24 protein-coding genes and 1 tRNA gene are annotated in these 23,051 nt (G+C 68.3%); 8 read left to right on the forward strand and 17 right to left on the reverse strand.

The genetic code is table 11. From position 1 onward, the window contains the following. The first annotated feature begins 19 nt into the window (after positions 1-19). Positions 20-997 (forward strand): ArsA-related P-loop ATPase, encoded by a 978-nt coding sequence (locus AB0I51_RS37710; protein ID WP_362982898.1) that lies wholly within the window; start codon positions 20-22, stop codon positions 995-997. Then, positions 994-2,382, forward strand: a complete 1,389-nt coding sequence (locus AB0I51_RS37715; protein WP_362982899.1) for an ArsA family ATPase — start codon at positions 994-996, stop codon at positions 2,380-2,382. The genes AB0I51_RS37710 and AB0I51_RS37715 overlap by 4 nt, the downstream gene beginning before the upstream one ends. Positions 2,383-2,447: 65 nt before the next feature. Here the strand turns inward: AB0I51_RS37715 and wblA are convergent, their stop codons facing one another. Then, positions 2,448-2,786, reverse strand: coding sequence for a transcriptional regulator WblA (gene wblA, locus AB0I51_RS37720; RefSeq protein WP_019063745.1), 339 nt, complete (start codon positions 2,784-2,786; stop codon positions 2,448-2,450). A gap of 583 nt (positions 2,787-3,369) precedes the next feature. Here wblA and AB0I51_RS37725 point away from each other — a divergent pair. Then, a complete protein-coding gene (locus AB0I51_RS37725) occupies positions 3,370-5,631 on the forward strand; it encodes a transglycosylase domain-containing protein (RefSeq protein WP_362982900.1) in 2,262 nt (753 codons plus the stop codon). 107 nt (positions 5,632-5,738) lie between these two features. On the opposite strand, the gene AB0I51_RS37730 is transcribed toward AB0I51_RS37725, so the two are convergent. Beyond that, positions 5,739-6,206, reverse strand: coding sequence for a GatB/YqeY domain-containing protein (locus tag AB0I51_RS37730; protein WP_019070304.1), 468 nt, complete (start codon positions 6,204-6,206; stop codon positions 5,739-5,741). A 103-nt stretch (positions 6,207-6,309) separates the two neighbouring features. Between AB0I51_RS37730 and AB0I51_RS37735 the strand changes: the two genes are divergently transcribed. The 3 genes from AB0I51_RS37735 to AB0I51_RS37745 all read left to right on the forward strand — a co-directional run bounded on the left by AB0I51_RS37735 (position 6,310) and on the right by AB0I51_RS37745 (position 8,269). Further along, the gene (locus AB0I51_RS37735; RefSeq protein ID WP_362982901.1) at positions 6,310-7,236 is read left to right on the forward strand and encodes a metallophosphoesterase; all 927 of its coding nucleotides are present in this window, start codon (positions 6,310-6,312) and stop codon (positions 7,234-7,236) included. Positions 7,237-7,355: 119 nt separating this feature from the next. After that, positions 7,356-8,141 carry a Pr6Pr family membrane protein gene (locus AB0I51_RS37740; protein WP_362982902.1) on the forward strand — a complete coding sequence of 262 codons (786 nt, stop codon included), beginning with the start codon at positions 7,356-7,358 and terminating at the stop codon, positions 8,139-8,141. Between the two features lie 54 nt (positions 8,142-8,195). Next, a tRNA-Pro gene (locus tag AB0I51_RS37745) sits at positions 8,196-8,269 on the forward strand. A gap of 84 nt (positions 8,270-8,353) precedes the next feature. Here the strand turns inward: AB0I51_RS37745 and AB0I51_RS37750 are convergent. From AB0I51_RS37750 to AB0I51_RS37820, 15 genes are all read right to left on the reverse strand, one after another. Next, positions 8,354-9,559 (reverse strand): site-specific integrase, encoded by a 1,206-nt coding sequence (locus tag AB0I51_RS37750; protein WP_362982916.1) that lies wholly within the window; start codon positions 9,557-9,559, stop codon positions 8,354-8,356. A gap of 74 nt (positions 9,560-9,633) precedes the next feature. Then, positions 9,634-9,843, reverse strand: coding sequence for a helix-turn-helix domain-containing protein (locus AB0I51_RS37755; RefSeq protein ID WP_362982903.1), 210 nt, complete (start codon positions 9,841-9,843; stop codon positions 9,634-9,636). Positions 9,844-10,068: 225 nt separating this feature from the next. Continuing rightward, a complete protein-coding gene (locus AB0I51_RS37760; RefSeq protein ID WP_362982904.1) occupies positions 10,069-11,235 on the reverse strand; it encodes a DUF3631 domain-containing protein in 1,167 nt (388 codons plus the stop codon). Further along, positions 11,232-11,588, reverse strand: coding sequence for a hypothetical protein (locus AB0I51_RS37765; RefSeq protein ID WP_362982905.1), 357 nt, complete (start codon positions 11,586-11,588; stop codon positions 11,232-11,234). The genes AB0I51_RS37760 and AB0I51_RS37765 overlap by 4 nt, the downstream gene beginning before the upstream one ends. After that, entirely contained in the window at positions 11,585-12,475 is an 891-nt protein-coding gene (locus AB0I51_RS37770) for a bifunctional DNA primase/polymerase (RefSeq protein WP_362982906.1), read from the reverse strand. Before AB0I51_RS37770 ends, AB0I51_RS37765 begins: the two co-directional genes overlap by 4 nt. Continuing rightward, positions 12,472-13,725, reverse strand: a complete 1,254-nt coding sequence (locus AB0I51_RS37775; RefSeq protein WP_362982907.1) for a DNA cytosine methyltransferase — start codon at positions 13,723-13,725, stop codon at positions 12,472-12,474. The genes AB0I51_RS37770 and AB0I51_RS37775 overlap by 4 nt, the downstream gene beginning before the upstream one ends. An 87-nt stretch (positions 13,726-13,812) precedes the next feature. Beyond that, complete coding sequence (locus tag AB0I51_RS37780) at positions 13,813-14,277, reverse strand: hypothetical protein (protein ID WP_362982908.1); 465 nt, start codon at positions 14,275-14,277, stop codon at positions 13,813-13,815. A 14-nt stretch (positions 14,278-14,291) separates the two neighbouring features. Continuing rightward, positions 14,292-14,486, reverse strand: coding sequence for a hypothetical protein (locus AB0I51_RS37785; protein WP_086748407.1), 195 nt, complete (start codon positions 14,484-14,486; stop codon positions 14,292-14,294). Then, positions 14,483-14,758 carry a hypothetical protein gene (locus AB0I51_RS37790; RefSeq protein WP_362982909.1) on the reverse strand — a complete coding sequence of 92 codons (276 nt, stop codon included), beginning with the start codon at positions 14,756-14,758 and terminating at the stop codon, positions 14,483-14,485. The genes AB0I51_RS37785 and AB0I51_RS37790 overlap by 4 nt, the downstream gene beginning before the upstream one ends. Before the next feature lie 141 nt (positions 14,759-14,899). Then, the gene (locus AB0I51_RS37795) at positions 14,900-17,173 is read right to left on the reverse strand and encodes a cell division protein FtsK (RefSeq protein ID WP_362982910.1); all 2,274 of its coding nucleotides are present in this window, start codon (positions 17,171-17,173) and stop codon (positions 14,900-14,902) included. A gap of 254 nt (positions 17,174-17,427) precedes the next feature. Further along, positions 17,428-17,799 (reverse strand): RRQRL motif-containing zinc-binding protein, encoded by a 372-nt coding sequence (locus tag AB0I51_RS37800; RefSeq protein ID WP_362982917.1) that lies wholly within the window; start codon positions 17,797-17,799, stop codon positions 17,428-17,430. After that, positions 17,799-18,788 (reverse strand): DUF2637 domain-containing protein, encoded by a 990-nt coding sequence (locus AB0I51_RS37805; RefSeq protein ID WP_362982911.1) that lies wholly within the window; start codon positions 18,786-18,788, stop codon positions 17,799-17,801. The genes AB0I51_RS37800 and AB0I51_RS37805 overlap by 1 nt, the downstream gene beginning before the upstream one ends. Beyond that, positions 18,785-19,438 carry a GGDEF domain-containing protein gene (locus AB0I51_RS37810; protein ID WP_362982912.1) on the reverse strand — a complete coding sequence of 218 codons (654 nt, stop codon included), beginning with the start codon at positions 19,436-19,438 and terminating at the stop codon, positions 18,785-18,787. Before AB0I51_RS37810 ends, AB0I51_RS37805 begins: the two co-directional genes overlap by 4 nt. Beyond that, positions 19,435-19,722 (reverse strand): hypothetical protein, encoded by a 288-nt coding sequence (locus tag AB0I51_RS37815; RefSeq protein ID WP_362982913.1) that lies wholly within the window; start codon positions 19,720-19,722, stop codon positions 19,435-19,437. Before AB0I51_RS37815 ends, AB0I51_RS37810 begins: the two co-directional genes overlap by 4 nt. A gap of 158 nt (positions 19,723-19,880) precedes the next feature. Continuing rightward, entirely contained in the window at positions 19,881-20,606 is a 726-nt protein-coding gene (locus tag AB0I51_RS37820; protein ID WP_362982914.1) for a DUF4097 family beta strand repeat-containing protein, read from the reverse strand. A gap of 499 nt (positions 20,607-21,105) precedes the next feature. On the opposite strand from AB0I51_RS37820, the gene AB0I51_RS37825 reads away from it, so the two are divergent. Next, on the forward strand, positions 21,106-21,486 hold the full coding sequence (locus AB0I51_RS37825) for a GntR family transcriptional regulator (protein ID WP_362982918.1): 381 nt from the start codon (positions 21,106-21,108) through the stop codon (positions 21,484-21,486). Between the two features lie 158 nt (positions 21,487-21,644). Continuing rightward, positions 21,645-22,892 (forward strand): XRE family transcriptional regulator, encoded by a 1,248-nt coding sequence (locus tag AB0I51_RS37830; protein WP_362982915.1) that lies wholly within the window; start codon positions 21,645-21,647, stop codon positions 22,890-22,892. Positions 22,893-23,051 lie beyond the last annotated feature (159 nt).

Here is a 23,051-nt window from a genome sequence, read left to right on the forward strand (position 1 = left end):
ACTGGTTAGGCTCGAAGACGTGAGCAGGCTCCAGGTCGTCAGTGGCAAGGGCGGTACCGGCAAGACCACGGTGGCCGCGGCCCTCGCGCTGGCCCTGGCCACCGAGGGGAAGCGGACGCTTCTCGTCGAGGTCGAGGGTCGCCAGGGCATCGCGCAGCTCTTCGAGACGGAGACGCTGCCCTATGAGGAACGGAAAATCGCCGTCGCTCCCGGGGGCGGGGAGGTGTACGCGCTGGCCATCGACCCCGAACTGGCCCTTCTGGACTACCTCCAGATGTTCTACAAACTCGGCGGCGCGGGCCGCGCCCTGAAGAAACTCGGCGCGATCGACTTCGCCACCACGGTCGCGCCCGGCCTCCGGGACGTACTCCTGACCGGCAAGGCGTGCGAGGCAGTGCGGCGCAAGCACAAGAGCGGGCGGTTCGCCTACGACCACGTCGTGATGGACGCCCCGCCGACCGGCCGCATCACCCGCTTCCTGAACGTCAACGACGAGGTTGCCGGGCTCGCGAAGATCGGCCCGATACACAATCAGGCGCAGGCCGTGATGCGGGTCCTGAAGTCCCCGCAGACGGAGGTGCACCTGGTGACGCTCCTGGAGGAGATGCCCGTCCAGGAGACCGCCGACGGCATCGCCGAGCTCCGGGCGGCGCGGCTGCCGGTGGGCCGGATCATCGTGAACATGGTGCGGCCCGAGGTACTGGACGCGGCCGAGCTGGATCTCGTACGGGCCCTGCCGCGCACCGCCGTCGCGCAGTCCCTGTCGGCCGCCGGGCTCGGCGGGGCGCGGCGCGGCGGCAACGCCGAGAAGCTGGTGGATCCGCTGCTCGCGCAGGCGGAGGAGTACGCCGCGCGGTACGCCCTGGAGCACGAGCAGCGGGCCGTGCTGGGCGCGCTGGACCTGCCGCTGCACGAACTGCCCCTGCTCGCCGAGGGCTTGGACCTGGCGGGCCTGTACGAACTCGCCACCGAGCTGCGGAAGCAGGGGATGTCATGAGCCCGGACCAGGAGCAGGGGCCCGACGGCGGCCGTCGGCTGTCCCCCGCGCGCGTGCTCGACGTCGACCCGCTGCTCGACGACCCGGAGACCCGCATCGTGGTGTGCTGCGGCTCGGGCGGGGTCGGCAAGACGACCACCGCGGCGGCGCTCGGACTGCGGGCCGCCGAGCGGGGCCGCAGAGTCGTCGTCCTGACCATCGATCCGGCCCGCCGGCTCGCCCAGTCCATGGGCATCGACTCGCTCGACAACACCCCGAGGCGGGTGAAGGACGTCGACGGGGACGGCGAACTGCACGCCATGATGCTCGACATGAAGCGCACCTTCGACGAGATCGTCGAGGCGCACGCGGACCGCGAGCGGGCCGCCGCGATCCTGAACAACCCCTTCTACCAGTCGCTCTCGGCGGGCTTCGCGGGCACGCAGGAGTACATGGCGATGGAGAAGCTGGGCCAGTTGCGCGCCCAGCACGACTGGGACCTGATCGTGGTGGACACCCCTCCGTCTCGCTCGGCCCTGGACTTCCTGGACGCGCCGAAACGTCTCGGCTCGTTCCTGGACGGCAAGCTGATCCGGCTGCTGACCGCGCCGGCGAAGCTGGGCGGCCGGGCCGGGATGAAGTTCCTGAACGTCGGCATGTCGATGATGACCGGCACCCTCGGCAAGCTGCTCGGCGGTCAACTGCTCAAGGACATCCAGACGTTCGTCGCCGCGATGGACACCACATTCGGCGGGTTCCGCACCCGCGCGGACGCGACGTACAAGCTGCTGCAGGCACCCGGGACGGCGTTCCTGGTGGTCGCGGCCCCGGAACAGGACGCGCTGCGCGAGGCCGCGTACTTCGTGGAGCGGCTGGCGGCCGAGGACATGCCGCTGGCCGGTCTGGTGCTCAACCGGGTGCACGGCAGCGGAGCCGCCCGGCTGTCGGCCGAGCGGGCACTCGCCGCGGCGGAAAATCTTGAGGAGTCCCGCATTGTCGATCAGGTGGGCGGGAAAGCTGGACTTCGTAACTCTCCCGACACGTACGGCAGTTCAGAATCTTCCGGTACCGGATCTCCCGGTACAGGATCTCCCGGTTCCCGGGCAGCAGCTCGTGACGAAGGCTCCCCCGCCGCCACGGACGACGAGCGCCCCGCCGACAAGCGACCCGACGACGAGCCATCCGTCGACCGACTCACCGCAGACCTGCTCAGGCTGCATGCCGACCGGATGCGGCTGCTCTCCCGCGAGCAGCGCACACGTGACCGCTTCACCGCGCGCCACCCCGAGGTGGCCGTCGCCGAAGTGGCCGCGCTGCCCGGCGATGTGCACGACCTCGCGGGGCTGCGGGACATCGGGAACCGGCTCGCGGCCGGTCGGCCGGAGCTGCCCGAGACGAAGGTCTGACGCGGACCTCCGGGCACGTACCCCCGGGGATCGCCCGAGGTCGGCCCCGAGGGGACCGGTGGGGGTCAGCCCACCGCCGCGTAGTTCTCGTAGATCTCGTCGTCGTCGAGGGGGATGATGCCGACCCCTCGCTCGTACTCGATGCGCGCGGTCTCCAGTAGCCGGCGCCATGAAGTGACAGTGGGCCGCCTGCGCAGCAGTGCGCGGCGCTCCCGCTCCGTCATTCCTCCCCACACGCCGAATTCGACGCGGTTGTCGAGCGCATCGGCGAGGCACTCCGTGCGTACCGGACATCCGGTGCACACTGCCTTCGCCCTGTTCTGCGCTGCTCCTTGAACGAACAGTTCATCCGGATCGGTAGTGCGGCAGGCCGCCTGCGCACTCCAGTCGGTTACCCAGCCCATACCGGCGCCGTCCTCTCCCGAATCGAGGCTCCCCCACGGCGGCAGCGGCATATTCACCGCCGCCAGTTGAGGACGTTACGGAAGGTGGGCACAGCGCAACACCCCCTTCGGGCCCAATCTTGAATGGCCCGAACGGACTATGGGTAAGCGGCAGATCACCCGGGGGAGTGAGCCCGCGACATACGTGACTTTCCCGGCAGACCGGGACAGTTGCCTTGCGTCACAACGGACGCCAGGTGACACAGGAGGCGGATTCGGACACGCCTCCCACAAAAAAACAGGAAACGACCGGAACGATTCGGGGTCGCCGGACGTATTGATACGTGACCGCTCTGCTGTGACAGTTGAGAGCAGCTTAGGCCAAGGCCTATACACCTGTCCGGCGAATGAGAACGTAGACGGCTCCTATTGCCGCGCCGTCATGTTCCCGGGACGAGTCCGCCGTTCACTGCGCGGTCGTAGAGCCCTTGACGCCCTGCCTACGACAAGGCACTTGCCCATGGATGTCACGATCCCGCACCCGAACATCCCGAGACCCACCCGCTCCCCCGGGACGCCCTGGGTGAGGGATTAGGCTGCCCCCATGCCAAAAAAGCGCTCGGGTGGTGGTCTGTCCCCTCTGCAGCAGGCCACCAAGTTCCTCGGTGTCAGTGTGCTCGCCGGTGCCGTCATGGCCGGAATCGCGTTGCCCGCGGCCGGAGCGCTGGGGCTCGCGGCCAAGGGCTCGGTCCAGGGCTTCGACGACATCCCGGACAACCTGAAGAGCCCTCAGCTGAGCCAGCGCACCACGATCCTGGACAGCAAGGGCAACCAGCTCGCCACGGTCTACTCCCGTGACCGCACGGTGGTGGAGCTCAAGGACATCTCGCCGTACATGCAGAAGGCGATCGTCGCGATCGAGGACTCGCGCTTCTACCAGCACGGCGCGATCGACCTCAAGGGCGTCCTGCGCGCCCTGAACAAGAACGCGCAGAGCGGTGGCGTCTCCCAGGGCGCCTCCACGCTCACGCAGCAGCTGGTGAAGAACTACTTCATCGAGGAGGCCGGCGACGACCCGACGAAGGTTGCCGAGGCCACCCAGCAGACGCTGGGCCGCAAGGTCCGCGAGCTGAAGTACGCGATCCAGATCGAGGAAAAGCTCGGCAAGAAGAAGATCCTCGAGAACTACCTGAACATCACCTTCTTCGGAGAGCAGGCCTACGGCGTCGAGGCCGCGTCCGAGCGCTACTTCTCCAAGCACGCCAAGGACCTGAACCTCCAGCAGTCGGCGCTGCTGGCGGGCATCGTCCAGTCACCCACGCGCTACGACCCGATCAACGACGAGGCCGAGGCCAAGAAGCGCCGCAACACCGTGCTGGCCCGCATGGCCGAGGTCGGTGACATCTCCAAGGCGGAGGCCCTGGCGGCCGAGAAGACCGACCTCGGCCTCAAGGTCAGCCAGCCGAAGAACGGCTGCATCACCGCGGTCAAGGGCGCCAGCTTCTTCTGCAAGTACGTCGAGAAGGTCTTCCTGAGCGACCCGGTCTTCGGCAAGACCAAGGAGGCCCGGGCGAAGATCTGGAACCAGGGCGGCCTCACGATCCGCACGACCCTGGACCCGCAGGCCCAGGACTCGGTGCAGGCCTCGCTCAAGGACCACATCTACAAGTCGGACAAGGTCGCCGCGGCGGCCACCCTCGTCGAGCCCGGCACCGGCAAGATCCTCGGGATGGGCCAGTCGAAGCCGTACGGCTACGGCAAGAACGAGACCGAGTACAACTACTCGGTCAACGCCGACATGGGCGGCTCGAACTTCGGCTTCCCGACCGGTTCGACGTTCAAGCCGTTCGTGGCGGCGGCCGCGCTGGAGCAGGGCCTGCCGGCCACCCAGCAGTACCCGGCGCCGTACTCGATGGACTACCCGAGCCCCGTCTCGACCTGCAGCGGCAAGAACTGGGTCAACACGGACGGCGCGACGGTGGAGAACGAGAGCGAGTCGGAGAAGGGTCCGTACGCGCTGAAGGAGGCAATGGCCAAGTCGGTCAACACCTACTTCGTGCAGATGATCTCCGACATCGGTCTGTGCCCCGTGGTGAGCATGACCAACAAGCTCGGGGTCGTGCAGGGCAACGGCGACAAGATCCCCGAGGTCCCGGCCATCGCGCTCGGCTCCAAGGGCCTCTCGCCGCTGACGATGGCCTCCGCGTACGCGGCCTTCGCCAACGAGGGCACGTACTGCACTCCCATCGCCATCGAGTCCATCACCCAGAAGGTGGGCAACGAGCAGAAGTCGCTCGCCGTCCCCAAGTCCACCTGCTCGCGGGCGATGAGCAAGAAGACCGCCGACACCATCAACACCGTGCTGCGCGGCGTGGTCGACTCCGGCACCGGCCAGGAGGCCGGCCTCACCGACCGCCAGAGCGCCGGCAAGACGGGTACGACGGACTCCCGCAAGAACGCCTGGTTCGTCGGCTACACGCCCCAGCTCGCGGGCGCGGTCTGGGTCGGCAGCGCCAAGCAGAACGTCGAGATGACCAACATCCGCATCGGCGGCGTCTACCACGCCGAGGTCTACGGCGCCGACACCCCCGGCCCGATCTGGAAGGACGCCATGACCGGCGCCCTGGAGGGCAAGCAGGTCGAGAACTTCCAGCTCGTCAACATCCCCGACCCCGTCAAGGACAAGGGCAACAACGACGGCAAGAACAACGACAACGGCGGGAACACCAACGGGGGCAACACCAACGGCGGTACGACCGACGGAGGCACCACCCCCACCCCGACGTTCTCCTTCCCGGACGGCTTCATCCAGGGCACGACGAACGGCGGCAACAACGGAAACGGAAACGGCGGCAACGGGGGATAGCCCGGACACCTCCCGCGGCCGTCGGCCGTTCAGGCTCCGCGTCCATGACGACGGGGGCGCCCCCTGTGGAGGGGGCGCCCCCGTCGTCGTAGAAACACGTTCGCGGGTCAGCCGGCGAGCAGCTTCTTCACCACGGCGGCGACGCGACCGCCCTCGGCCAGTCCGGCCACCTTCGGGTTCACGATCTTCATCACGGCGCCCATGGCGCGCGGGCCCTCGGCGCCGGCCGCCTTCGCCTCCTCGACGGCCTGGGAGACGATCGCGGTCAGTTCCTCGTCGCCGAGCTGCTTGGGCAGGTACTCGGCGAGGACCTCGCCCTCCGCCTTCTCCTGCGCGGCCTGCTCCGGGCGACCACCCTGCGCGAAGGCGTCCGCGGCCTCGCGGCGCTTCTTCGCCTCCTTGGTGATCACCTTGAGGACCTCGTCGTCGGAGAGCTCGCGCTTCTCCTTGCCCGCGACCTCCTCCTTGGTGATCGCGGCGAGCGTCAGCCGGAGCGTGGAGGAACGCAGCTTGTCGTGCGCCTTGATCGCGGTGTTGAGGTCTTCCTGCAGCTTCGACTTGAGCGTGGTGGTCATACGTCTGATTCTCGCAGGTGCGCGACCGGCTCCGCCCGCCGATTTACCGGGTCCCGGCCGACGGGGTGTCAGGCGTGTCAGCGGGGTCTGACACGATGGAGGCATGCGCGCGCGATACGGAGTACCCCTGGGAATTGCGGCGGCCGGCGCCGCCGGTCTGGTCTACGCGGCGGGCTTCGAGGCCCGCTCCTTCAGACTGCGCCGGGTCACGGTCCCGGTCCTGCCCGCCGGGATGCGCCCGCTCAGAGTCCTCCAGGTCTCCGACATCCACATGGTCGGCGGCCAGCGCAAGAAGCAGCGCTGGCTGCGCTCGCTCGCGGGCCTGCGCCCCGACTTCGTGATCAACACCGGCGACAACCTCTCCGACCTCGAGGGCGTCCCCGAGGTCCTGGACGCGCTCGGCCCGCTGATGGAGTTCCCGGGCGCATACGTCTTCGGCTCGAACGACTACTACGGCCCCACCCTCCGCAACCCCGCCCGGTACTTGTTCGAAAAGACCGCGGGCCGCCACGGTCTGAACGGCAACCCGCCCATCGTGGGAGCCGTCCACAACCCGTGGGAGGACCTGCGGGACGGCTTCGACGCGGGAGGCTGGCTCAACCTCACCAACACGCGCGGCACGCTGAAGATCGAGGGCGCGTCGGTGGAACTGACCGGCCTCGACGACCCGCACATCAAGCGCGACCGGTACGAGCGCGTGGCGGGCGGCCCGTCTGACGACGCCGACTTCTCGATGGCCGTCGTGCACGCGCCGTACCTCCGGGCCCTGGACGCGTTCGCGGCCGACGGCTACCCCCTGATCCTCGGCGGCCACACACACGGCGGCCAGCTCTGCATCCCGTTCTACGGCGCCCTGGTGACCAACTGCGACCTCGACACCGACCGCGTGAAGGGCCTCTCCACGCATACGGCGGAGGGCCGGACGTCGTACCTGCACGTGTCGGCGGGGTGCGGGACCAGCCGGTACACACCGGTGCGGTTCGCTTGTCCGCCGGAGGCCACGTTGATGACGTTGGTGGGGCGGGAGTAGGCAGGCGATATACCGTCGCGCCGCCGGGGGGCTCGCGGGCCGTGCGGCTCGGCCGGCCCGCGTAGCTCGTGCGGCCCACCCGTATCGCCCGGTTCGTCCCCTCTGTCTAGCGTGAGGGCATGACCGCTCCGATACCCAGGGACATCCCGGACCTCCCCGCGGTACCCGGCATGCCCGCGCTGTTCGCCTCACCCGTTCCCGCCACCGCGGTGGTGGCTCCGTACCGTCGCCCGGCGGCGGCCGTGTACCGACTGCTGGTCGCACTGGTGGCAGCGGCGGCGGTGGCCGCCGACCTGTTCCTCGGCAGCCCGATCAGGGTCCTGACCTACTTCACGATCCAGAGCAACATCCTGCTGGCCCTGGTGATGCTCGCCACCGCCCGCCGGGCGTGGACGGCCCGCCGCCCCCTCTCCGCCCTGGTGACGGGCGCGGCACTCCTCTACATCACGATCACCGGCCTGGTGTACCACCTGATCCTGGCGCACGCGTCGACCCCGTTCGCCATGACGGGCGGGACGACGGCCCCCACAGGCTGGCAGGCGGTCACGAACCAGATCCTGCACACGGTGACACCGATCGCGGCGGTACTCGACTGGCTGCTGCTCACCGCACCCGGCCGGCTGCACCTGCGGATGGCGGCGACGTGGCTGCTGTATCCGCTGACGTACCTGGCTGTGTATCTGGCCCGGGGCGAACTGATCCTCCCCGGCACACCGGGCCGCTACCTCTACACGTTCCTGGACGTCGAGCACCACGGTTACAAGAGCGTCCTCGGCAACGCCCTTCTCCTCGGCCTCGCCTTCTACGCCCTCTCCGTCCTCCTCGTGGCCCTCGACCACGCCCGCCCCAACCCGATCCGCCACCGCGCCAAAGCCGGATTTCGTCTCCAGCCACCGGTGGGCTAAAGTAAACGATGTCGCCGCGATGAGCAGCAACACCGGCAAGATGAGCGGCGACATCGGGGTGTAGCGCAGCTTGGCAGCGCGCTTCGTTCGGGACGAAGAGGTCGTGGGTTCAAATCCCGCCACCCCGACAGCAGGTCAGAGGCCCATTCGCTTGATCGCGAATGGGCCTCTTTCATGCCCGGGGGGCCAAACAGGGGGCCAAAGGGATTGAGTCAGGCCACCGCGTCGCCCTCGGCCTGGTCCCCCGTGCTCCCCTCTTCCTGATCTTCAGCGAAGATCAGGTCCATGGCTTCAGCCCCCTGCGTGATCACAGGCCGGAGCTGCTTGCGGTAGACCGCTTCTGTCGTCGTCTGGCTGCTGTGACCGACCAACAGCGCGATCCGCTCCAACGGGATGCCGTGATCCGAGAGCAGGGACACGAAGCTGTGCCGGAGTTCCCGCGGGGTCCACTCCGGCTTCATCCCCGCCTTCTTCACGATGGCCTTGAAGTCGCGCCGGACGTTGGCGGCATCGAGCGGCTCGCCGCTCCGGGTCGTGAAGACGCGGCCGGTCGGGTCCCACTCCTTCCCCTTCGACGCTCGTTCCTGCTTCTGCCACCTCCGGTGCTCTTCGAGCACGTCGACCACCTGCTTCGGGAGAGCGATGGTCCGCCGGCTCTTCCTGGTCTTTGTCTCCCCGTGCTTGCGCACCGAGCGCCACACCGCGACGTGCGCCGGGATGTCGCCCTTCGTCTCAAGGAAGACGTGATCCCAAGTGAGGGGCCGCGCCTCTTCCGTGCGAACGCCGCTGAGCAGCGAGAGCACGAGGTACGCGTACAGCCGTGACGGGCGTGCCGCAATGAGGACGGCTTTCGCCTCGTCCAAGTTCAGTGCCTTACTCGGTCGACCGGGGCGCCCTTCCGGTGCGGTGACGAGAAGAGCGACGTTGCGCGCTGCCTTGTCCCGGCGCTGAGCGTGCGCGGTGGACCGGCGCAGGATGGCGAGCAGGTCACGCAGGCTTCGCGTCGCGAGGAACTCGGCCCTGTCGTCCAACCAGTCGTCGACGTCGTCCGCGCTGAGTTCCTTCAGCTTGGCCTTGCCGATGAACGGGATCAGGTGCTTGTTCGCCATCGAGCGGTTCTTGCCGATGGTGCCCTTCTCGTCGCGCCCCTTGAGTCCGCGCTCCAACCAGTCGTTCACCGCGTCCGCCACGGTGTAGTTGGCCGGCGCCTTGACGCCGGTCTGTACCTCCTTTTTCAAGTCCCGGATCTTGTTGCGGACTTCGGTCTTCGTCTTGCCGTACACCTTCGGTCGACGGCGCTTGCCGTTCGGGGCGTGCCCCAAAGAAACGGCGCCCACAAAGCTCTTCTTCGCGGGGTCCCAATAGATCGTGTCCGCACCGTGTCCCGCCTTGGTGGCGCGTTTCGGGGTCTCAGTCATGCTGCGTTGCGCCTCCATAGGACAGGGCCGCGCCCCGGGAGGACGCGGCCCTGTTGTGGTGTGTGGTTGGGAGTTCAGGCGGTGGCTCTTGCCTCGCGCTTGAGAAGTTCGACGTACTCCGCGATGTAGTCAGGCGGCACGAGTCGACGTCGACCGATGCGAACGGTCTGGAGTCTTCCGAGCCGTATCTCCTCGTAGACCATCGAGCGGCCGATCCGGAGAACTATCGCGGCCTCTTCGGGCCGGTAGAGGACTTGTTCAGCAGACGCAACGGCGGTGCTCATGCGGCGGTGCCTCCTCGGCAGGGAGTCAGGGGCGGTGGCCCCCTTCCTGTCAGGTCCGCTACTTCCGCTACCTCCGCTACCGCCCTGTTCAGGGGCATGATCGTGGTAGCGGATATGGGTAGCGGTAGCGGATGGAGCCGCTACCGGCCCCGGGATCGTGGCCGCGGGGCGGGTAGCGGACGGGCGGCGCGGTAGCGGATGCGGAGTACCGATCCGCTACCGGTTTTAGGCTTCTGACCTGCCCGGTAGCGGAGGTAGCGGAAGTAGCGCACTTTCCGCGGGGGGAGGGCAGTACCGCTGCCACGCGTCGTGAAGATCGGACGCGTAATAGCCCTTCATGACGCTTCCGCCGGCCTTGATGTTGCGGGCCGCGATCGGCGAGTTGTCCGCGGTCATGTACTCGCGCAGCATCCGTGAGAGGCCGCGGGCATCAAGCGGCTTGCCGCTCATGTCCGCCCACGGCGCCTCTTCGAGGCTGTGCAGCCTGTCGAGGATGGCGACGGTGGGCAGGCGGTCGATGCCGTTGAGCACGTAGTCGCGCAGGTCGATCAACAGGCGAATTCCGACGCTGCCCTTGTCGCTGGTCTTGGCTGCGTTCACCAGCTCGATGCACGCAGCGCGGGCCCGCTCCGGCCACGTGCCGCCCGCCGCGTCGGCCACCGCGAGCAGGGGCTCCCATACGTCCGCGGGCCGGTCGCTGATGCCGTCCGGCAGCTCCGGGAACACTCCGTCGACCAGGTGGCGGATGGACTGTGCCCAATTGGCGAGCCGGTCGCGCAGTTCGTGTCCTTCCTTCTCGTGGATGCGCTGCCGGAAGGGTTCGACCTGCTCGTTCGGTGCGCGGCGCCGCATGCGGACGATGACCGAGCGAGTCAGGATCGTGTCGGGCAGCGAGCCGAGCCCGGCGACCGCGACCCCGCAGAACGACGGGAACTCCTGTACCTGCTGATTGGAGCCGTCGCCCACACAGCGCCACATGACGCCGGAGCGTCGGTGGCCTGCGTTCAGAAAGCCCCGGAGCTGTTCGTTCTCTCCGGCCTTGGGCCCGAAGACCGTATCGATCTCGTCGAACAGGATCGTCGGCCGTCCCTCCATCCCGGACACCGCACGGAACAGCGCGGACGCGGATGCGTTGACCGCGACCATCGGTTGCGGCACGAGGGTTTCCACGATCTCCAGAGCGCGGGACTTGCCCGACCCCGGCTCCGGCGACAGGAACGCGAGTCGCGGTGTGGAGTCGAAGCAGTCGAGCAGGTGCGCGTGCGCGTCCCACAGCGTCACGGCGACGTACGCGGCTTCGAGCGGGAAGATGTTGAAGCGTCGGTGGAAGGCTTCTACTTCATCGAGCAGTGCGGAGCCGTCCATGACGGGTGCCGGCGAGTTGGCGCTCATGCCGCCTGCCTCCCTTCCTGGTTGGTGCGGAGCGGGCATACGTCGCGGTGTGCGCTGTGGTCGTCGATCAGGGCGAGCACCTTCGTGTGACCGACGGCGCTGCGGTCCCTGCCGCACAGGCACTTCGAGGTGGCGGTCGGTACGGCGCGGCCGGGTGCGGAGATGCGCAGCCATGCGACCGGGTACCGTCCGTCTCCCTGCTGCGAGTCAGGGCCAACAGCAGTGCGGACGCCCTTGCGGGCGGCGCCTGTCGGCTCGCCCACGGCCGGACCGAGCGCGGCTTGTGCGGCGGCGCGCGGGCCGGAGTGGGGACCGGGGAGGCTCTTCAGGAGGGGGCGAGAGGGGGCGCTCATGCCGCCCTCCGGTGCTGGTTTCGAGCAATCGACCAGTTCAGACCGCTGCGAATGGTCGCCTCACACGATCGCGGCGAGAGACCGGCCTGCTCCCCCGCCCACTGAAGAGCCTCTTCAACCTGCTCCCTGGGAAGGTCGCCCGACGCGATGAACCGCCCCAAGGCTCGCGCCGCCCGGAGCAACGTGGCGTTGCGCTCGCCCTCCGGTGCCGTGCGAACGCTCGCGGTTTCCGCATTCAGGCCCGCTGCCGCGTAGCGAGAGGCTCGTACAGCCGACGGTGCAGCCGTGAGTGCCCGCGAAGACTGACGGACCGTCAGGCGGGCGCACAGCCAATCCGGCAAGGGCGCGGGCGGCACGTCGTTGACGATCGCGTACGCGCCCGCGCTGGTGATGCTGCCGGGCGCAACGACGTAGCCGCCCCATCCCCGGGTGTCGATGCGCTTACCGAGCCGTCCAGCCGTGTTGCCGAGCCGGACACCGGGCGGCGCCGCGAAGTACAGGTGGACCCCACCGCCCGCGGTCCGCACCGTACGCGTGGTGGGGACGGCATACCCGGCGCGCTCGCAGAGCGCCGTGAAGGTCGTCACGCCGTTAGGCGTGTCCGTACTGCACTTGCGCTTGGGCATGTCGAGGTCGACAACGACCAGCCCGGACGGGCCGGTCGCAATGCCGACGTTGAACGGGAGGTCGCCCCATGCCCGGCGGATGCGGTCCGGGTCGATCGTGGCGCGTTCTTCCCACTTGCGGTGACCGCCGGCGCAGTCTCCGATGCCGGGGCAGACGTCTTCACCGTGTAGGGCGGGGCGCTTGTCACCGGGGCGAAGAGGCAGGACTGCCCATCCTCGCTCGGCAGCGTCCAGTGCGGCGTAGAGGAGGTGACGGTTCATGCTGCGGCCCTTCCTTCGAGGCGAACAGCTACATGCGCATCGAGGAGCAAGGCGTAAGCGTGGTAGGCCTGTTGCGGCACTACGCCATTGCCAAGGATCTTCAGTTGTTCCTTGCGCGGGATGCCGTCAACGGCCGTGACCCAACCAGCGGGCAGACCCATGAGCCATTCCGCGAACGCTGGCGACAAGCGGCGGTTGCCGCGCGTGCCGGGCTCGGTCGGGCACGGTGCCGCACGGCCGATGACGTGCTCCCACCTACGGATGGCGGGCCCGTAGTCGGTGCCGTCACTGGCCACCCATCGGTCATCGAGCCGTACGGCCTGGCCGGGCAGGTAGTACCTGCCCGACGTGTCGCGCTGGTTCGGACCGCCGTGCGGACCGTCCGACGCCTTCGGGGTGGGCAGCAGGTTGACGACCACCTCGTTCAGCGGGCGCGCGTTCCTGCCGAGCAGGCTGCGTACGGCGTCCGTCAGGGTGCTCCCGTATCCGTTTCCGTACGGTGTTCCGTCGGCCCTGAAATTCGCAGTCCCCCTCGAATCGGCCGCTGTGGGCGTGGGGAACAGGTTCACCCCTGTGGGGGTACCGGCAGTTTCGTGACCGCGGTGCGCAGGTTCATCCCACCCTGTCGTTTCGGTGAGGTGCCGGGTCCGCCAGTGCCGTCCGCCGTGGTCGGGGTCGGCATCAGCGGGATAGGCAACTGCGAACCAGCGATCCCGCGGGTGCGGGGCGCCGATTTCGGGGTCACCAGCTCGTAGACATGTCCACCGCGCGTCATACCCGAGCGCGGCCAGGTCCGCGGCGACGACGTCCAGCCCCCGTGAGCGGAGCGCCGCCACGTTTTCCAGGAAGACGAGGCGCGGTCGAAGCTCGCCCACAGCTTCAGCAACGTTTTTCCAGACCCGAGACCACTGGCCATTGATCCCGTCCCTTCGTCCAGCGTTGGAGATGTTGCGGCACGGGAATCCCGCGCCGATGACGTCGGGGGTGTACAGGTCACGGACGCGCCGCCAGTCGACGGCGGTGATGTCTCCGAGGTTGGGCACCCCGGGGTGGTGCACGGCGAACACGGCCGCGGCGTGCGGGTCGTTTTCCGCGAACGCGGCGACCTGGCCGCCGATCCCGGCACGGATCGCCGTTTCGAGTCCGCCGTAGCCGGCGCACAGCGCCAACATGCGCGGCCAAGGCCGACCGCGCCTCATCTGGGTGGCGCGGGCCGGATGGCCCTCGCCGATTGCACGACGTTGGGTCATGCTGGGGGTCTCCTTGTTCTGTTGGAGGGACAGGAGAACCGGGGCGGGCGCAGGCTTGTGGTGAGACGGCGCCCGCCTCGGGCGTAGCTAGCCGCGGAATTGGTTGCGCTTGAAGACGGCCTTGCGGATGTGGAACGTGTTGCCGCCGCTGTGGCCGCTCGCGCTGAAGACCTGCACGGCGACCCAGCCACCGAAGATGACGGCGGCGAGAGTGACGAGCTGGGTGATGAGCGCTGTCAGCGCGGTGATGAACGCGGTGAGCAGGAACAGACCGCCGCAGACAGCGCCGAACCCGATGCCTCCGAGGGCGATGTTCACCGCCGCGCGGGAGACGGGCGGCTTACCCGCGAAGGGTTCGGGCTTGGCGGGTTCGAGGGAGTAGCCGGTGACGACGCGGCCGTCCGGTAGGACGATGCTCGTCACTGACGGGATCGCGCCCGGGTGCATGGGCACGAGCGGTGAGGACGGCACGGGGGCGAGCGGGATGGGCCGGTGGACTTCCACGGTCGCCTCAAGGTGGCCGGGTACGAGGGGCTTGAAGGGTTCGTTCACGACGGGTCCTCCTGTCAGGTGCCGAGCGATGCAAGGAAGCGAGCGAACGCCCGGACCAGGTCACGGACCGGGCCGTCAGCACCGGTCCCGGCGGTGAAGAAACCGAAGAGGAACAGGACCACCGCGGCGCCCGCGCCGGTCGCCTTGGTCTTGACGGCGACGAAGGCGGCGATACCGAACAGCAGCACCGCCGAGAAGGTGAGAATCATCGGGTGGCCCCCGGACGGGGTCCGTCGGTGCCGGCGCGGTAGACGCGGGCCCAGCGGTTGTAGAGCCAGCGGCCGACGCGTATGCGCTTGCCGGTCGCCTTGCAGCGGCGGCAGTCCTTCCCGCGCTTCATGCGGCCCTTGCGGTCGGTCTTCATCCGGAAGCCCCATCCGCTGCACTTGCGGCAGTTGCCGAACGGGGAGGCGGCACACACAGCGACGTAACACAGTGTCACGCCAAGCATGAGAGTGATAGCGAGCAGGGCAGGGGTCATCACGGGCCCTTCCAGGCGGGTTTCAGGGGTTTCCGCAGGTGGGCCGCTATCCGCTAGCGGCCTGATCGGAGCAGGTTTGGGGTGCTAGCGGAGCCGCTATCGATAGCGGGGTGTGCTGCTATCGATAGCGGCCCCGGACAGTCAGCCCGCGTCCCGCTTCTCGTCACGCTCCGCAACCGCAGCCGTGATGTGAGAGCGGTCGACGCCTCGCTTGTTGGTGAACTTGCCTTCGATCCGGCGGCCCACCTGGACGGTGGCAATGCCGTTCGGCTTCAGAGCTGCGGCGAGCGCTTCGGGGTCCCAACCGTCGTAGACCTCCGGCCGCAGTTCGGCGAGCCGGGACACGACGGTCTCGGACCACACCTTGGGTTCATCGGCAGGGATGACCGCGAGGATGTCGGCGAGCAGGTCGTACGACGTGCTCGCGTCCGTCTCCGGCTCTTCCCCGAGCGCGTGCCCGGACAGGGTGCCGGCGGCTTCGCGCAGCTTGCGGGCGCGTGCGGCGATACTCTCCGCGTTGGGCGCGTCCACGTACACCGAGCCGACGATCCGGGCATCCGAGCCTTCGCCCACGAAGTAGTGAATGCCCTTGTCGCCCCAAGAGAACATGGTGGCGCGCACGCCCCGCTTGTACGCGGACGTGCCCAGAACCATGTCGTTCTCCAACTGCCCCATGACCTTCAGGCAGAACCGAGCCGACGCGTTGGCGGAAATGCCCGTGGGCAGCGCCTTCGCGTCCGGCCGCTGCGTAGCGAGCAGCAGCACGATCCCGGTAGCAGGACCTCGTTTGACCAGGTCAGTGCAGATCTCTTCGAGTTCCTTGCCGTACTTCTCGTGCTCGAACCAGACCTGGCACTCATCCACCCCGACCACGATCGGGTGCAGCCCCAACGACTTCTTGTTGGCCAGTTCGGACGTCACCTTGGACTCGGGGCAGATGTCCCGCGGCAGCGAACGGATCACCTTTGCCCTGCGCCGCAGTTCGTCGCGCAGCGCGCGCAGGTCGCGCAACGCGTACTCGATGTCCCCCTCTTCGTCGCCGGCGCGGTGGCGGTGAGCGACGCGCTCGCCAACCGGGTCCAGGTCGCCAGTGCCCTTGAGGTCGTACGTGTGCAGTTCCGCCCGCGGGTCCAACGCGGCAATGAGCAGCAGCAGGCGGAGCAGGAAGGTCTTGCCCATGCGCGGAATCGCGCCGATGACGGCCGCGATGTACATGAGGGTGATCTCGACCCAGCGTCCGCGCTGGTCAGTGCCGAACGCGACCGGCTTGAACAGATCCGTACTGCCCGACTTCAGCAGCGGCCACGCAGGCTTCTTGGCCTTGGACATGTCCTGATCCCCTACCCACAGCACCAGGTGCCCGGTGTGCTGGTCGGGCACTGCCTCCGGCCACACGCAGCCCAGCGGGCGGCGCAGACCAGAAGCGAGCCGCTCGCGCCGCTCGATGATGTCCGTGACCGTGACGCCGTACGGGAGGTTGCCCTCCGCACGCCATCCCGGACCGTCGCGAGTGATCGGGGCGGTGAACTCGAACCCGTCGCGCCCCTTGCCCTGCGCCTGGTTGATGGCGGGGATGCCGAGCGAGCCGAGCGACCGCAGCACGATGTCTGAGGTGAGCTTGACTGCCTTGGGCAGTTCCACCGCGCGGTGGATGACCGGGGCGTCCGCCTTGCGGCCGGCGACCCCGAGCGCCATGACGACCGCGCCCACCGATACCGCCTGAAGCCAGTCGGGGGCGAGCACGTACAGGGCGAGCGCGGCACCGAGCCCGGTGAACATGGCGAGCACGGTCACGAGGGCGCGCAGTCGGACCCGTCCGTCGCGCTGCCGCGACAACTTCAGGTACTCGGCAGCGTCCTCGCGCCGGACCGCGGCGAGTCGGACCGGCTCGCCTTCACGGTCGGCCGCCCACCGCATCGTGCCGCCGACGAACTTTGCGGCACCGGAAGGGGCTTGGAGAGTCAGGCGAGCGGCGTAGACCGGGGAGCGAAGCGCGTGGTAGCCGACCGAGTGGGCATAGTGCCGGGCCACCCACGCCGCGGCGGTCTTCAGTTCCGCCACGGACTTCAGCCACAGCGGAACGACCGGACGGCGCTGTGCGGCGAGCAGCCGACCGAGGTAGCCCGGACCGGCCGCTTTGACGGTCGGCTGGTCGACGACCATGCGGGCGGTCGGGTCGGGGTCGGCCGACTCCTTGTGGCGCGCGTCCAGGTCGCGGAACGCGTCGAGGTCGCGGGTGTTGTTGGAGTCGGTCACGTGGATGATGTCGTCGGCCGACGGGGTCGGGTCGGAGTCGGCCGACTGGTCGCGGGCCGACCGTGCCTTATCGAGGTCGACTACCTCTCCCCCGGAGTCGGCCGCCATGTCGGCTTCGAGGCGGTGGAAGAGTTCGTTCTCGTCGTCGGGGTGCTTCACTGAAGGTTCCTTCCAATGGGAGGCAGAGCGGGGTCCGGCCGTCGCTGTAGGAGGTGGGCGGACGGACCCCGAACGGCGGTGCTACGGGGGTGGCATGGGGAAATCTGAGTTCAGGACACGGCCGTGCGATTGGTGCGGCAAGCCGGTGCAGCAGCCAGAAAGCCGCTGGCGAAGGCGACGTTTTTGCAGCAAGGCACACCGCCGCAGGAACCGAATCGCGGAAGCTGTCTGGGAGTTCCTGGACTTCTGGTAGGTCACGCGGCGCGCTGTTCCTCGGGATAGGCGCAGGGCACGCACATGCCGAGCGAGGTGGGGATGACGTATCCCGCATCCGTGCGGCACTGCGGGCAGGTGCGGCGGGCGCGCATCGCCTTGGCGAGCGCGGCCCGCTTGCCCGGCGTCATCGGCCGGACGGGCTTGGCGCGGTCGACGCGGTAGAGGTAGGCGACCAGCGGGCCGCGCCTGTAACGCGGGCGCATGATCTGTGCCGCGATCGACTGCCCACCGGGACGTAAGCCGCGGGCCCGTAACTGCCGTTTGGTGGCCAGTCCGTCGGGGGCGTAGCGCCACGGGTAGGTGGGCAGTCCGTACGTCGCGCCGGTCGGGTCGAAGCACTTGCCGTACATCACGCAGCCTCAGCCGCTGTGCCGTCGCCCTCCGAGTCAGCCACGGAGTGCAGCGGGCGACCGTCGGCACGCTCAGCCTGCAACTGGTCGCGCAGCTTGCGAGCGTTGGCCTGCGAGACGTGCACGGCAGTACGGATGCGATCCGCAGTCAGCTCCGAGTCGGCCCACTCTGCGGTGGCCGTACGCGCTTCGGTGAGGAGTTCCTCGAAGGTGCGTTGCGGCTTGGCCTTGGCCTTGGAGTTCGTCTGCCGGCGCGGGCGCGGCTTGGGGTCGGCCGGAGGTACCGGCGGGGGCACGGCGGGCGCCTCGTGCTCGGAGGCAGGGGCCAGATCGCCCATGCGCAGCATCACGCGCTCGCGCCGCGGGGTCTTCGAGCGCCACTTGCGGCCGTAGCGCTCGCGCAGGTCCGCACGGGCCAACTGCCGTTCCTTCTCGCGCGTCAGTGCCTCCGAGTAGGAGGTGACCTCCCACAGCGTCATGCGGCGCCACAGAGCGAACGTCGACGGGAACGCGAGCAGCCACCGAGAGAACCGGATCTTTTCCATGCGCCGCCCGGTGGCCGCGCCGATTCGTGCGGCGTAGATGTGCGCGCCGATCTCGGAGAAGACCACCCACAGCAGCGGCATGGTGCCGTGCGCGACCTTCGCCGACAGGGAGTGTCCGGCCGCGATGTTCAGACCGCACGTGATCAGCGTCAGCACCCAGGGCACGAACCGCACCCACGCCAGCGCCATGTCCATCCGGATAAGAAGGAGGTTGGCGACGGTGAACACCGGGATGGACACATCGATACCGACCGGCAGCATCCACGGAGCGGAGAACCCCCAACCCGCCGCAGCAACCGAGACCGCGTCGAAGGAGGAGATCAGACCGAGCGCGCCGACGCCAGCCGCGGCGAGAGCGCCGATACCGGCAAGCCCCATCTCGGGATTCGTCAGCGGCGGCACCCCGGACGGCGGGGCTTCGGGAGCGGGGGTTGGAGTGGTCATGCCGCTGCCCCCGTCCCGCCGTGCGTACCGGCACGGCCGGCGCGGCGGCCGTTGGCCGTCTCGCTCTGTGGGGTCAGGTCCAGGGCGGTAAGCCAGTCGGCACCCGAGCGCTTGGCCGCGTACATCTGCTCATCCGCCAACCGCAACAGCGTCGACAGGTCCACGTCGTCGGTACGCGGGTCGTAGGCCACCGCGCCGATGGAGGCACCGACCGTGAGCGGGCGGCCGTCGACGGTGACCGGCTGCTCGATGGCGCGCGTCAACTCGCCCAGCGTCCACGACAGATCGGCGAGACTGAACACGCGAGCGACCGCGGCGAACTCATCGCCCCCCAGGCGCACCACGATGCCCCCGTTGACGTCGGCCCATTCCGCGAGCCGCCGGCCAGTGGCCGCGATGACCGCGTCCCCGGCGGCGTGCCCGTAGGTGTCGTTGATCTCCTTGAACCTGTTGAGGTCGATGATGTAGACCGCGCTAGGACCGCCCGCCAACACCTTCAGGGCGCGCTCAGCGAACGCGTCACGGGTGAACAGGCCGGTCAGCGGGTCACGCCGGGCGGTCTCGATACGGCGGTGTAGGCGCAGCGCGTGCAGGGACCATCCGGCCGCCATCGGCAGTCCGGCCGCAGCGGCAAACAGCAGCTCACTCATGCCGCAACTCCCTTGCGCGCCGCGCGCCGGCGGGCGGGGCGGACCAGGGAGACGACGTCGAACAGGTCCGGGTTGTCCTTGATGACCTGCGCCGCGATGCGGATCAGGTCGTCGGGCATCTCGGGGTGCTCAGCGAGGATGTCGCGCGCCGCGTCCAGACGGGCCGCGCGCTCTTCGTCGCTCTCGCCCTCGACCCCGAGCCACAGCTCAACCGGGGTACCGAGCGCGAGTTCCGCGAAGTCCTCAGCGGATACGGCCTGTTGACGGCCGATGTACGTGCGCATGGAAGGCTCCTGAAGTGGGAGGGACATAGAGCCGGAGCAGCCGCAGGCGTTTGGTGAGACGGCGGCTTTTCCGGAAGAACCCGAGCCGCAGCGCGGCAGGGGAAAGCGCCCCCGGACCGAGTCGAACGGTCCGTACGACCATCGGGGCGGTAGAGCGATCAGCGGTTGCGGACGCGGCCGGAGACGCTGTCTGCGGACACGTTCAGGTGGCGGGCGCCGGAGACCTCGACATCGCCGGAGATGCTGTGGGCGCTGACGTGCCCGGCGGCGGCGCTGGTGGCCTGGACCTCGACATCCCCAGAGGTGGTGTTCAGGGCGGCGCTGCGACCGTCGTACAGCCGGACCTTGATGTCGCCGGACACCGAGTGCGCGTTGATCTGCTCGGTGGCCCGACCGACGCGGATATCCCCTGAGGTGGTGTTGGCTCGCAGCTCACGGACGCCATCAACTCCGAGGTCACCGGAGACGGAGCGGAACTCCATACGGTCGACGTAGCCGTAGACCTCGGTGTCCGCAGACTGCGAGACGACCGCCAGGGAGGACTGAGCAGGCAGGCAGACCGTGACTTCGATCGGACTGACGGTCGGCATGTCGGCCATACCGCCGGAGACCACGCGACCGTTGATCCGGACCGTGCCGCCAACGACGTTCATGCTGCGGACGCTCTGAATGACGGTGCCGCGACGACCCTGCACAATCACGCCGTTCGGCATTTCCGGCACCTCGATGCCGAATGCCTGCCCGTTCTGCTGAATGCGAGCCCGGTTGACCGCGTCGGCCGCGGGCCCCGTGCTGTCGACGGTGTGCAGCACTACGCGAGCGGTGATCAGGCTCTCGAACACCTGGACACGGACGCTGCCGACCGGCAACGACAGTCCCAGCACGATCGGGCCGGAGGTCTCGGAGTCGAAAATGCGCTCAGTCATGGGTAAGCCCCCAAAGGCTTGTTGGAGTGGGACACGACGTGCGCAAACAGGCGGAACGGCCGCGGCAGTGAAGTGGTGAGACGCGGCCGTCCCGCAGAGCCCCTCACGCTGCAAAGCAGCGGAGCGGCGGAAGTTCAGGTGGTGCGTGTCTCCTTCATCGCGACCGCGCTCCCGTGTCAGGTAGAGCTGTCCGGCCTCGAAGTAGGCGTATGGAGACGTGACCTTTCGGTCTAAGCCCTCCGGTGAATGCCAAGGCGCCGGGTCGCCTCCCCCCGTCCGATGCGGGGCTCCTGGTCGTGCGGTCTTGCAGGTCAAGCGCTTACGGGTGCAGCCGACTGAGCCCTTTCGGGCTTGCCGTACCAACTCGTAACAGCATGTACTAGCACGCACCATGGCGCAAGAGGTCGCCAGAGATTCGTGCTAGGTCGTACTAGGGGTGGGTACGCTCGATGGCGTGATGAGCGCTGAAATCTCGAAAGACGACCCAAGACCAGAGTCCGAGCAGGCGGCCGACATCCTGCGGCAAGAGATCCTGCGTGGCGACATCAAGCCCGGTGGGCATGTGGGCTCCGTGCGAGACTTGACCGAACGGTTCAAGATCTCGGGAATGACAGTGCAGCGGGCCCTTGCGATCCTCCGTGAGGATGGGCTCATCATGACGACGTCGCGGGGCAGCTATGCCCGCGACCCGGAGCAGGCCGGCGAAGGCAGCGGAACCAACGCGGTTGTCGACGTTCCCGAAGTGCTGCGCCGGCTCGAACATCTCACCTCCCAAGTCTCGGAACTTCGCGGCAGGGTCGAAGCTCTCGAAAGTCGCTCCGAACCGGGTGGTTCGTGATCTGCAACCAGCATGCGTGGAACGGGAGTTGTGAGGTAAGTGACAGCCCGGGGACGGCAGAGCAGGGGAGGGGACATGCCCGGTGACACCCCGCTGTCACCTTCCCTGTCCCCCCGGCTCGCGCGCGAGACTCGGAGCAGGTACTCGGAGGAGGGCGCATGACCGACGACAGGCCCGCATGGGCGCGACGGATCGCGGCTGAACGCGCGGCGCGCGACTGGTCGCAGCGTGACGCAGTCAGAGCTCTACGGGCGCACGCTCCGACGGAGCTGCCGGCGGAAGACAGCATGATCCGCCAGTGGAAGCGCTGGGAGTCCGGCCAGACACCGAACGACTTCTATCAACCGATCATCGCGGCCGTGTTCGGCACCGTGACCCATGCGCTCTTCCCGGCGCCATCGCGGCGAGACGGAGACAGGGAGATTTTGGCGGCGAGCGGCATGGAGACGTTGGAGATCGTGAGCCGGCTGAACCGGTCCGATGTCGACAGCGCCACGCTCGACGCTCTGCGGATCACCACCGATCGGCTGTGCTCGGAGTACCCGTACATGCCGAGCGGGCAGCTCATCATCGAGGGGCGCCAGTGGTTGCGGCGCGTCGTCGAACTCCACACGAAGAGCCTCACGCTTGCCCAGCACCGCGAGGTGCTCGCGCTCTCTGGGTGGCTCGCCCTTCTGGTCGGCTGTGTCGAGTACGACATGGGGGACCGCCACGCTGCCGAGTCGACGCGCCGGGCGGCGCTCTCGCTCGCGACCGAAGCCGACCACCCCGAGGTCGCCGGATGGGCGCACGAGATGCGCGCCTGGTTCGCGCTCACGACCGGCGACTACCGCGGCGTGATCTCAGCAGCGCAGGCCGGAGGTGAGGTGGCGCCGCACCACAGCGTGGCGGTACAGCTCGCAGGCCAGGAAGCCAAAGCATGGGCGCGGCTCGGAGACCGTCGGCAAGTCGAGGTAGCCCTCGACAAGGGGCGGCGCCTGCTCGAAGGGATGCCGCACCCCGAGAACCTGGACAACCACTTCGTGGTGGACCCCGCCAAGTTCGATTTCTACTCGATGGACTGCTACCGCCTGGTCGGTGAGGACAAGCTCGCGCGCACGCTCGCCGACGAAGTGCTGAGGGCAGGAACGGACTTCGACGGAACCGAGCGCTCACCGATGCGGAACGCGGAAGCGCGGGTCACGCTCGGAGTCACGGCAGCGCGTGAGGGCGACTTGGAGCAGGCACTCATCATGGGAGAGCGGGCTCTCGAAGGGGACCGTCAGTCGATGCCGTCGCTCATCATGACGAGCCGGGAACTCGCTGCCGAGATGAAGCAGCGATACTCCTCAGAACCCGCCGCACAGGAGTATCTGTCTCGACTGCGTGCACTCGGACAAGTGGCACCCGGTTTCCTGCCGCAGTAAGTCTGTTCGGTGACCTTCCGTGCCGAGGCGAAGCGAGGATCACTGTCAGTGCAGTCTCGTAGGATGTCGGCGTCATCTGAACGGTGACCCTCTGACGGCGGATCAAAACTGACTCACTTCGTGGCATCCATACCAACCTGATCTTGATTGGAGATCGGG

This window comes from Streptomyces sp. NPDC050549 (genome assembly GCF_040655035.1).
Classification (GTDB): domain Bacteria; phylum Actinomycetota; class Actinomycetes; order Streptomycetales; family Streptomycetaceae; genus Streptomyces.

Bases quoted from the DNA above. Each gene is read 5' to 3' on its own strand.
- wblA (WP_019063745.1), bottom strand. From the start codon at position 2,786: ATGGGCTGGGTAACCGACTGGAGTGCGCAGGCGGCCTGCCGCACTACC.
- AB0I51_RS37770 (WP_362982906.1), bottom strand. From the start codon at position 12,475: ATGAACCGTCACCTCCTCTACGCCGCACTGGACGCTGCCGAGCGAGGA.
- AB0I51_RS37755 (WP_362982903.1), bottom strand. From the start codon at position 9,843: ATGAGCACCGCCGTTGCGTCTGCTGAACAAGTCCTCTACCGGCCCGAA.
- AB0I51_RS37730 (WP_019070304.1), bottom strand. From the start codon at position 6,206: ATGACCACCACGCTCAAGTCGAAGCTGCAGGAAGACCTCAACACCGCG.
- AB0I51_RS37750 (WP_362982916.1), bottom strand. From the start codon at position 9,559: ATGACTGAGACCCCGAAACGCGCCACCAAGGCGGGACACGGTGCGGAC.
- AB0I51_RS37800 (WP_362982917.1), bottom strand. From the start codon at position 17,799: ATGTACGGCAAGTGCTTCGACCCGACCGGCGCGACGTACGGACTGCCC.
- AB0I51_RS37725 (WP_362982900.1), top strand. From the start codon at position 3,370: ATGCCAAAAAAGCGCTCGGGTGGTGGTCTGTCCCCTCTGCAGCAGGCC.
- AB0I51_RS37715 (WP_362982899.1), top strand. From the start codon at position 994: ATGAGCCCGGACCAGGAGCAGGGGCCCGACGGCGGCCGTCGGCTGTCC.
- AB0I51_RS37815 (WP_362982913.1), bottom strand. From the start codon at position 19,722: ATGCGCACGTACATCGGCCGTCAACAGGCCGTATCCGCTGAGGACTTC.
- AB0I51_RS37830 (WP_362982915.1), top strand. From the start codon at position 21,645: ATGACCGACGACAGGCCCGCATGGGCGCGACGGATCGCGGCTGAACGC.
- AB0I51_RS37810 (WP_362982912.1), bottom strand. From the start codon at position 19,438: ATGAGTGAGCTGCTGTTTGCCGCTGCGGCCGGACTGCCGATGGCGGCC.
- AB0I51_RS37790 (WP_362982909.1), bottom strand. From the start codon at position 14,758: ATGACCCCTGCCCTGCTCGCTATCACTCTCATGCTTGGCGTGACACTG.
- AB0I51_RS37805 (WP_362982911.1), bottom strand. From the start codon at position 18,788: ATGACCACTCCAACCCCCGCTCCCGAAGCCCCGCCGTCCGGGGTGCCG.
- AB0I51_RS37760 (WP_362982904.1), bottom strand. From the start codon at position 11,235: ATGAGCGCCAACTCGCCGGCACCCGTCATGGACGGCTCCGCACTGCTC.
- AB0I51_RS37765 (WP_362982905.1), bottom strand. From the start codon at position 11,588: ATGAGCGCCCCCTCTCGCCCCCTCCTGAAGAGCCTCCCCGGTCCCCAC.
- AB0I51_RS37735 (WP_362982901.1), top strand. From the start codon at position 6,310: ATGCGCGCGCGATACGGAGTACCCCTGGGAATTGCGGCGGCCGGCGCC.
- AB0I51_RS37785 (WP_086748407.1), bottom strand. From the start codon at position 14,486: ATGATTCTCACCTTCTCGGCGGTGCTGCTGTTCGGTATCGCCGCCTTC.
- AB0I51_RS37825 (WP_362982918.1), top strand. From the start codon at position 21,106: ATGAGCGCTGAAATCTCGAAAGACGACCCAAGACCAGAGTCCGAGCAG.
- AB0I51_RS37775 (WP_362982907.1), bottom strand. From the start codon at position 13,725: ATGACCCAACGTCGTGCAATCGGCGAGGGCCATCCGGCCCGCGCCACC.
- AB0I51_RS37740 (WP_362982902.1), top strand. From the start codon at position 7,356: ATGACCGCTCCGATACCCAGGGACATCCCGGACCTCCCCGCGGTACCC.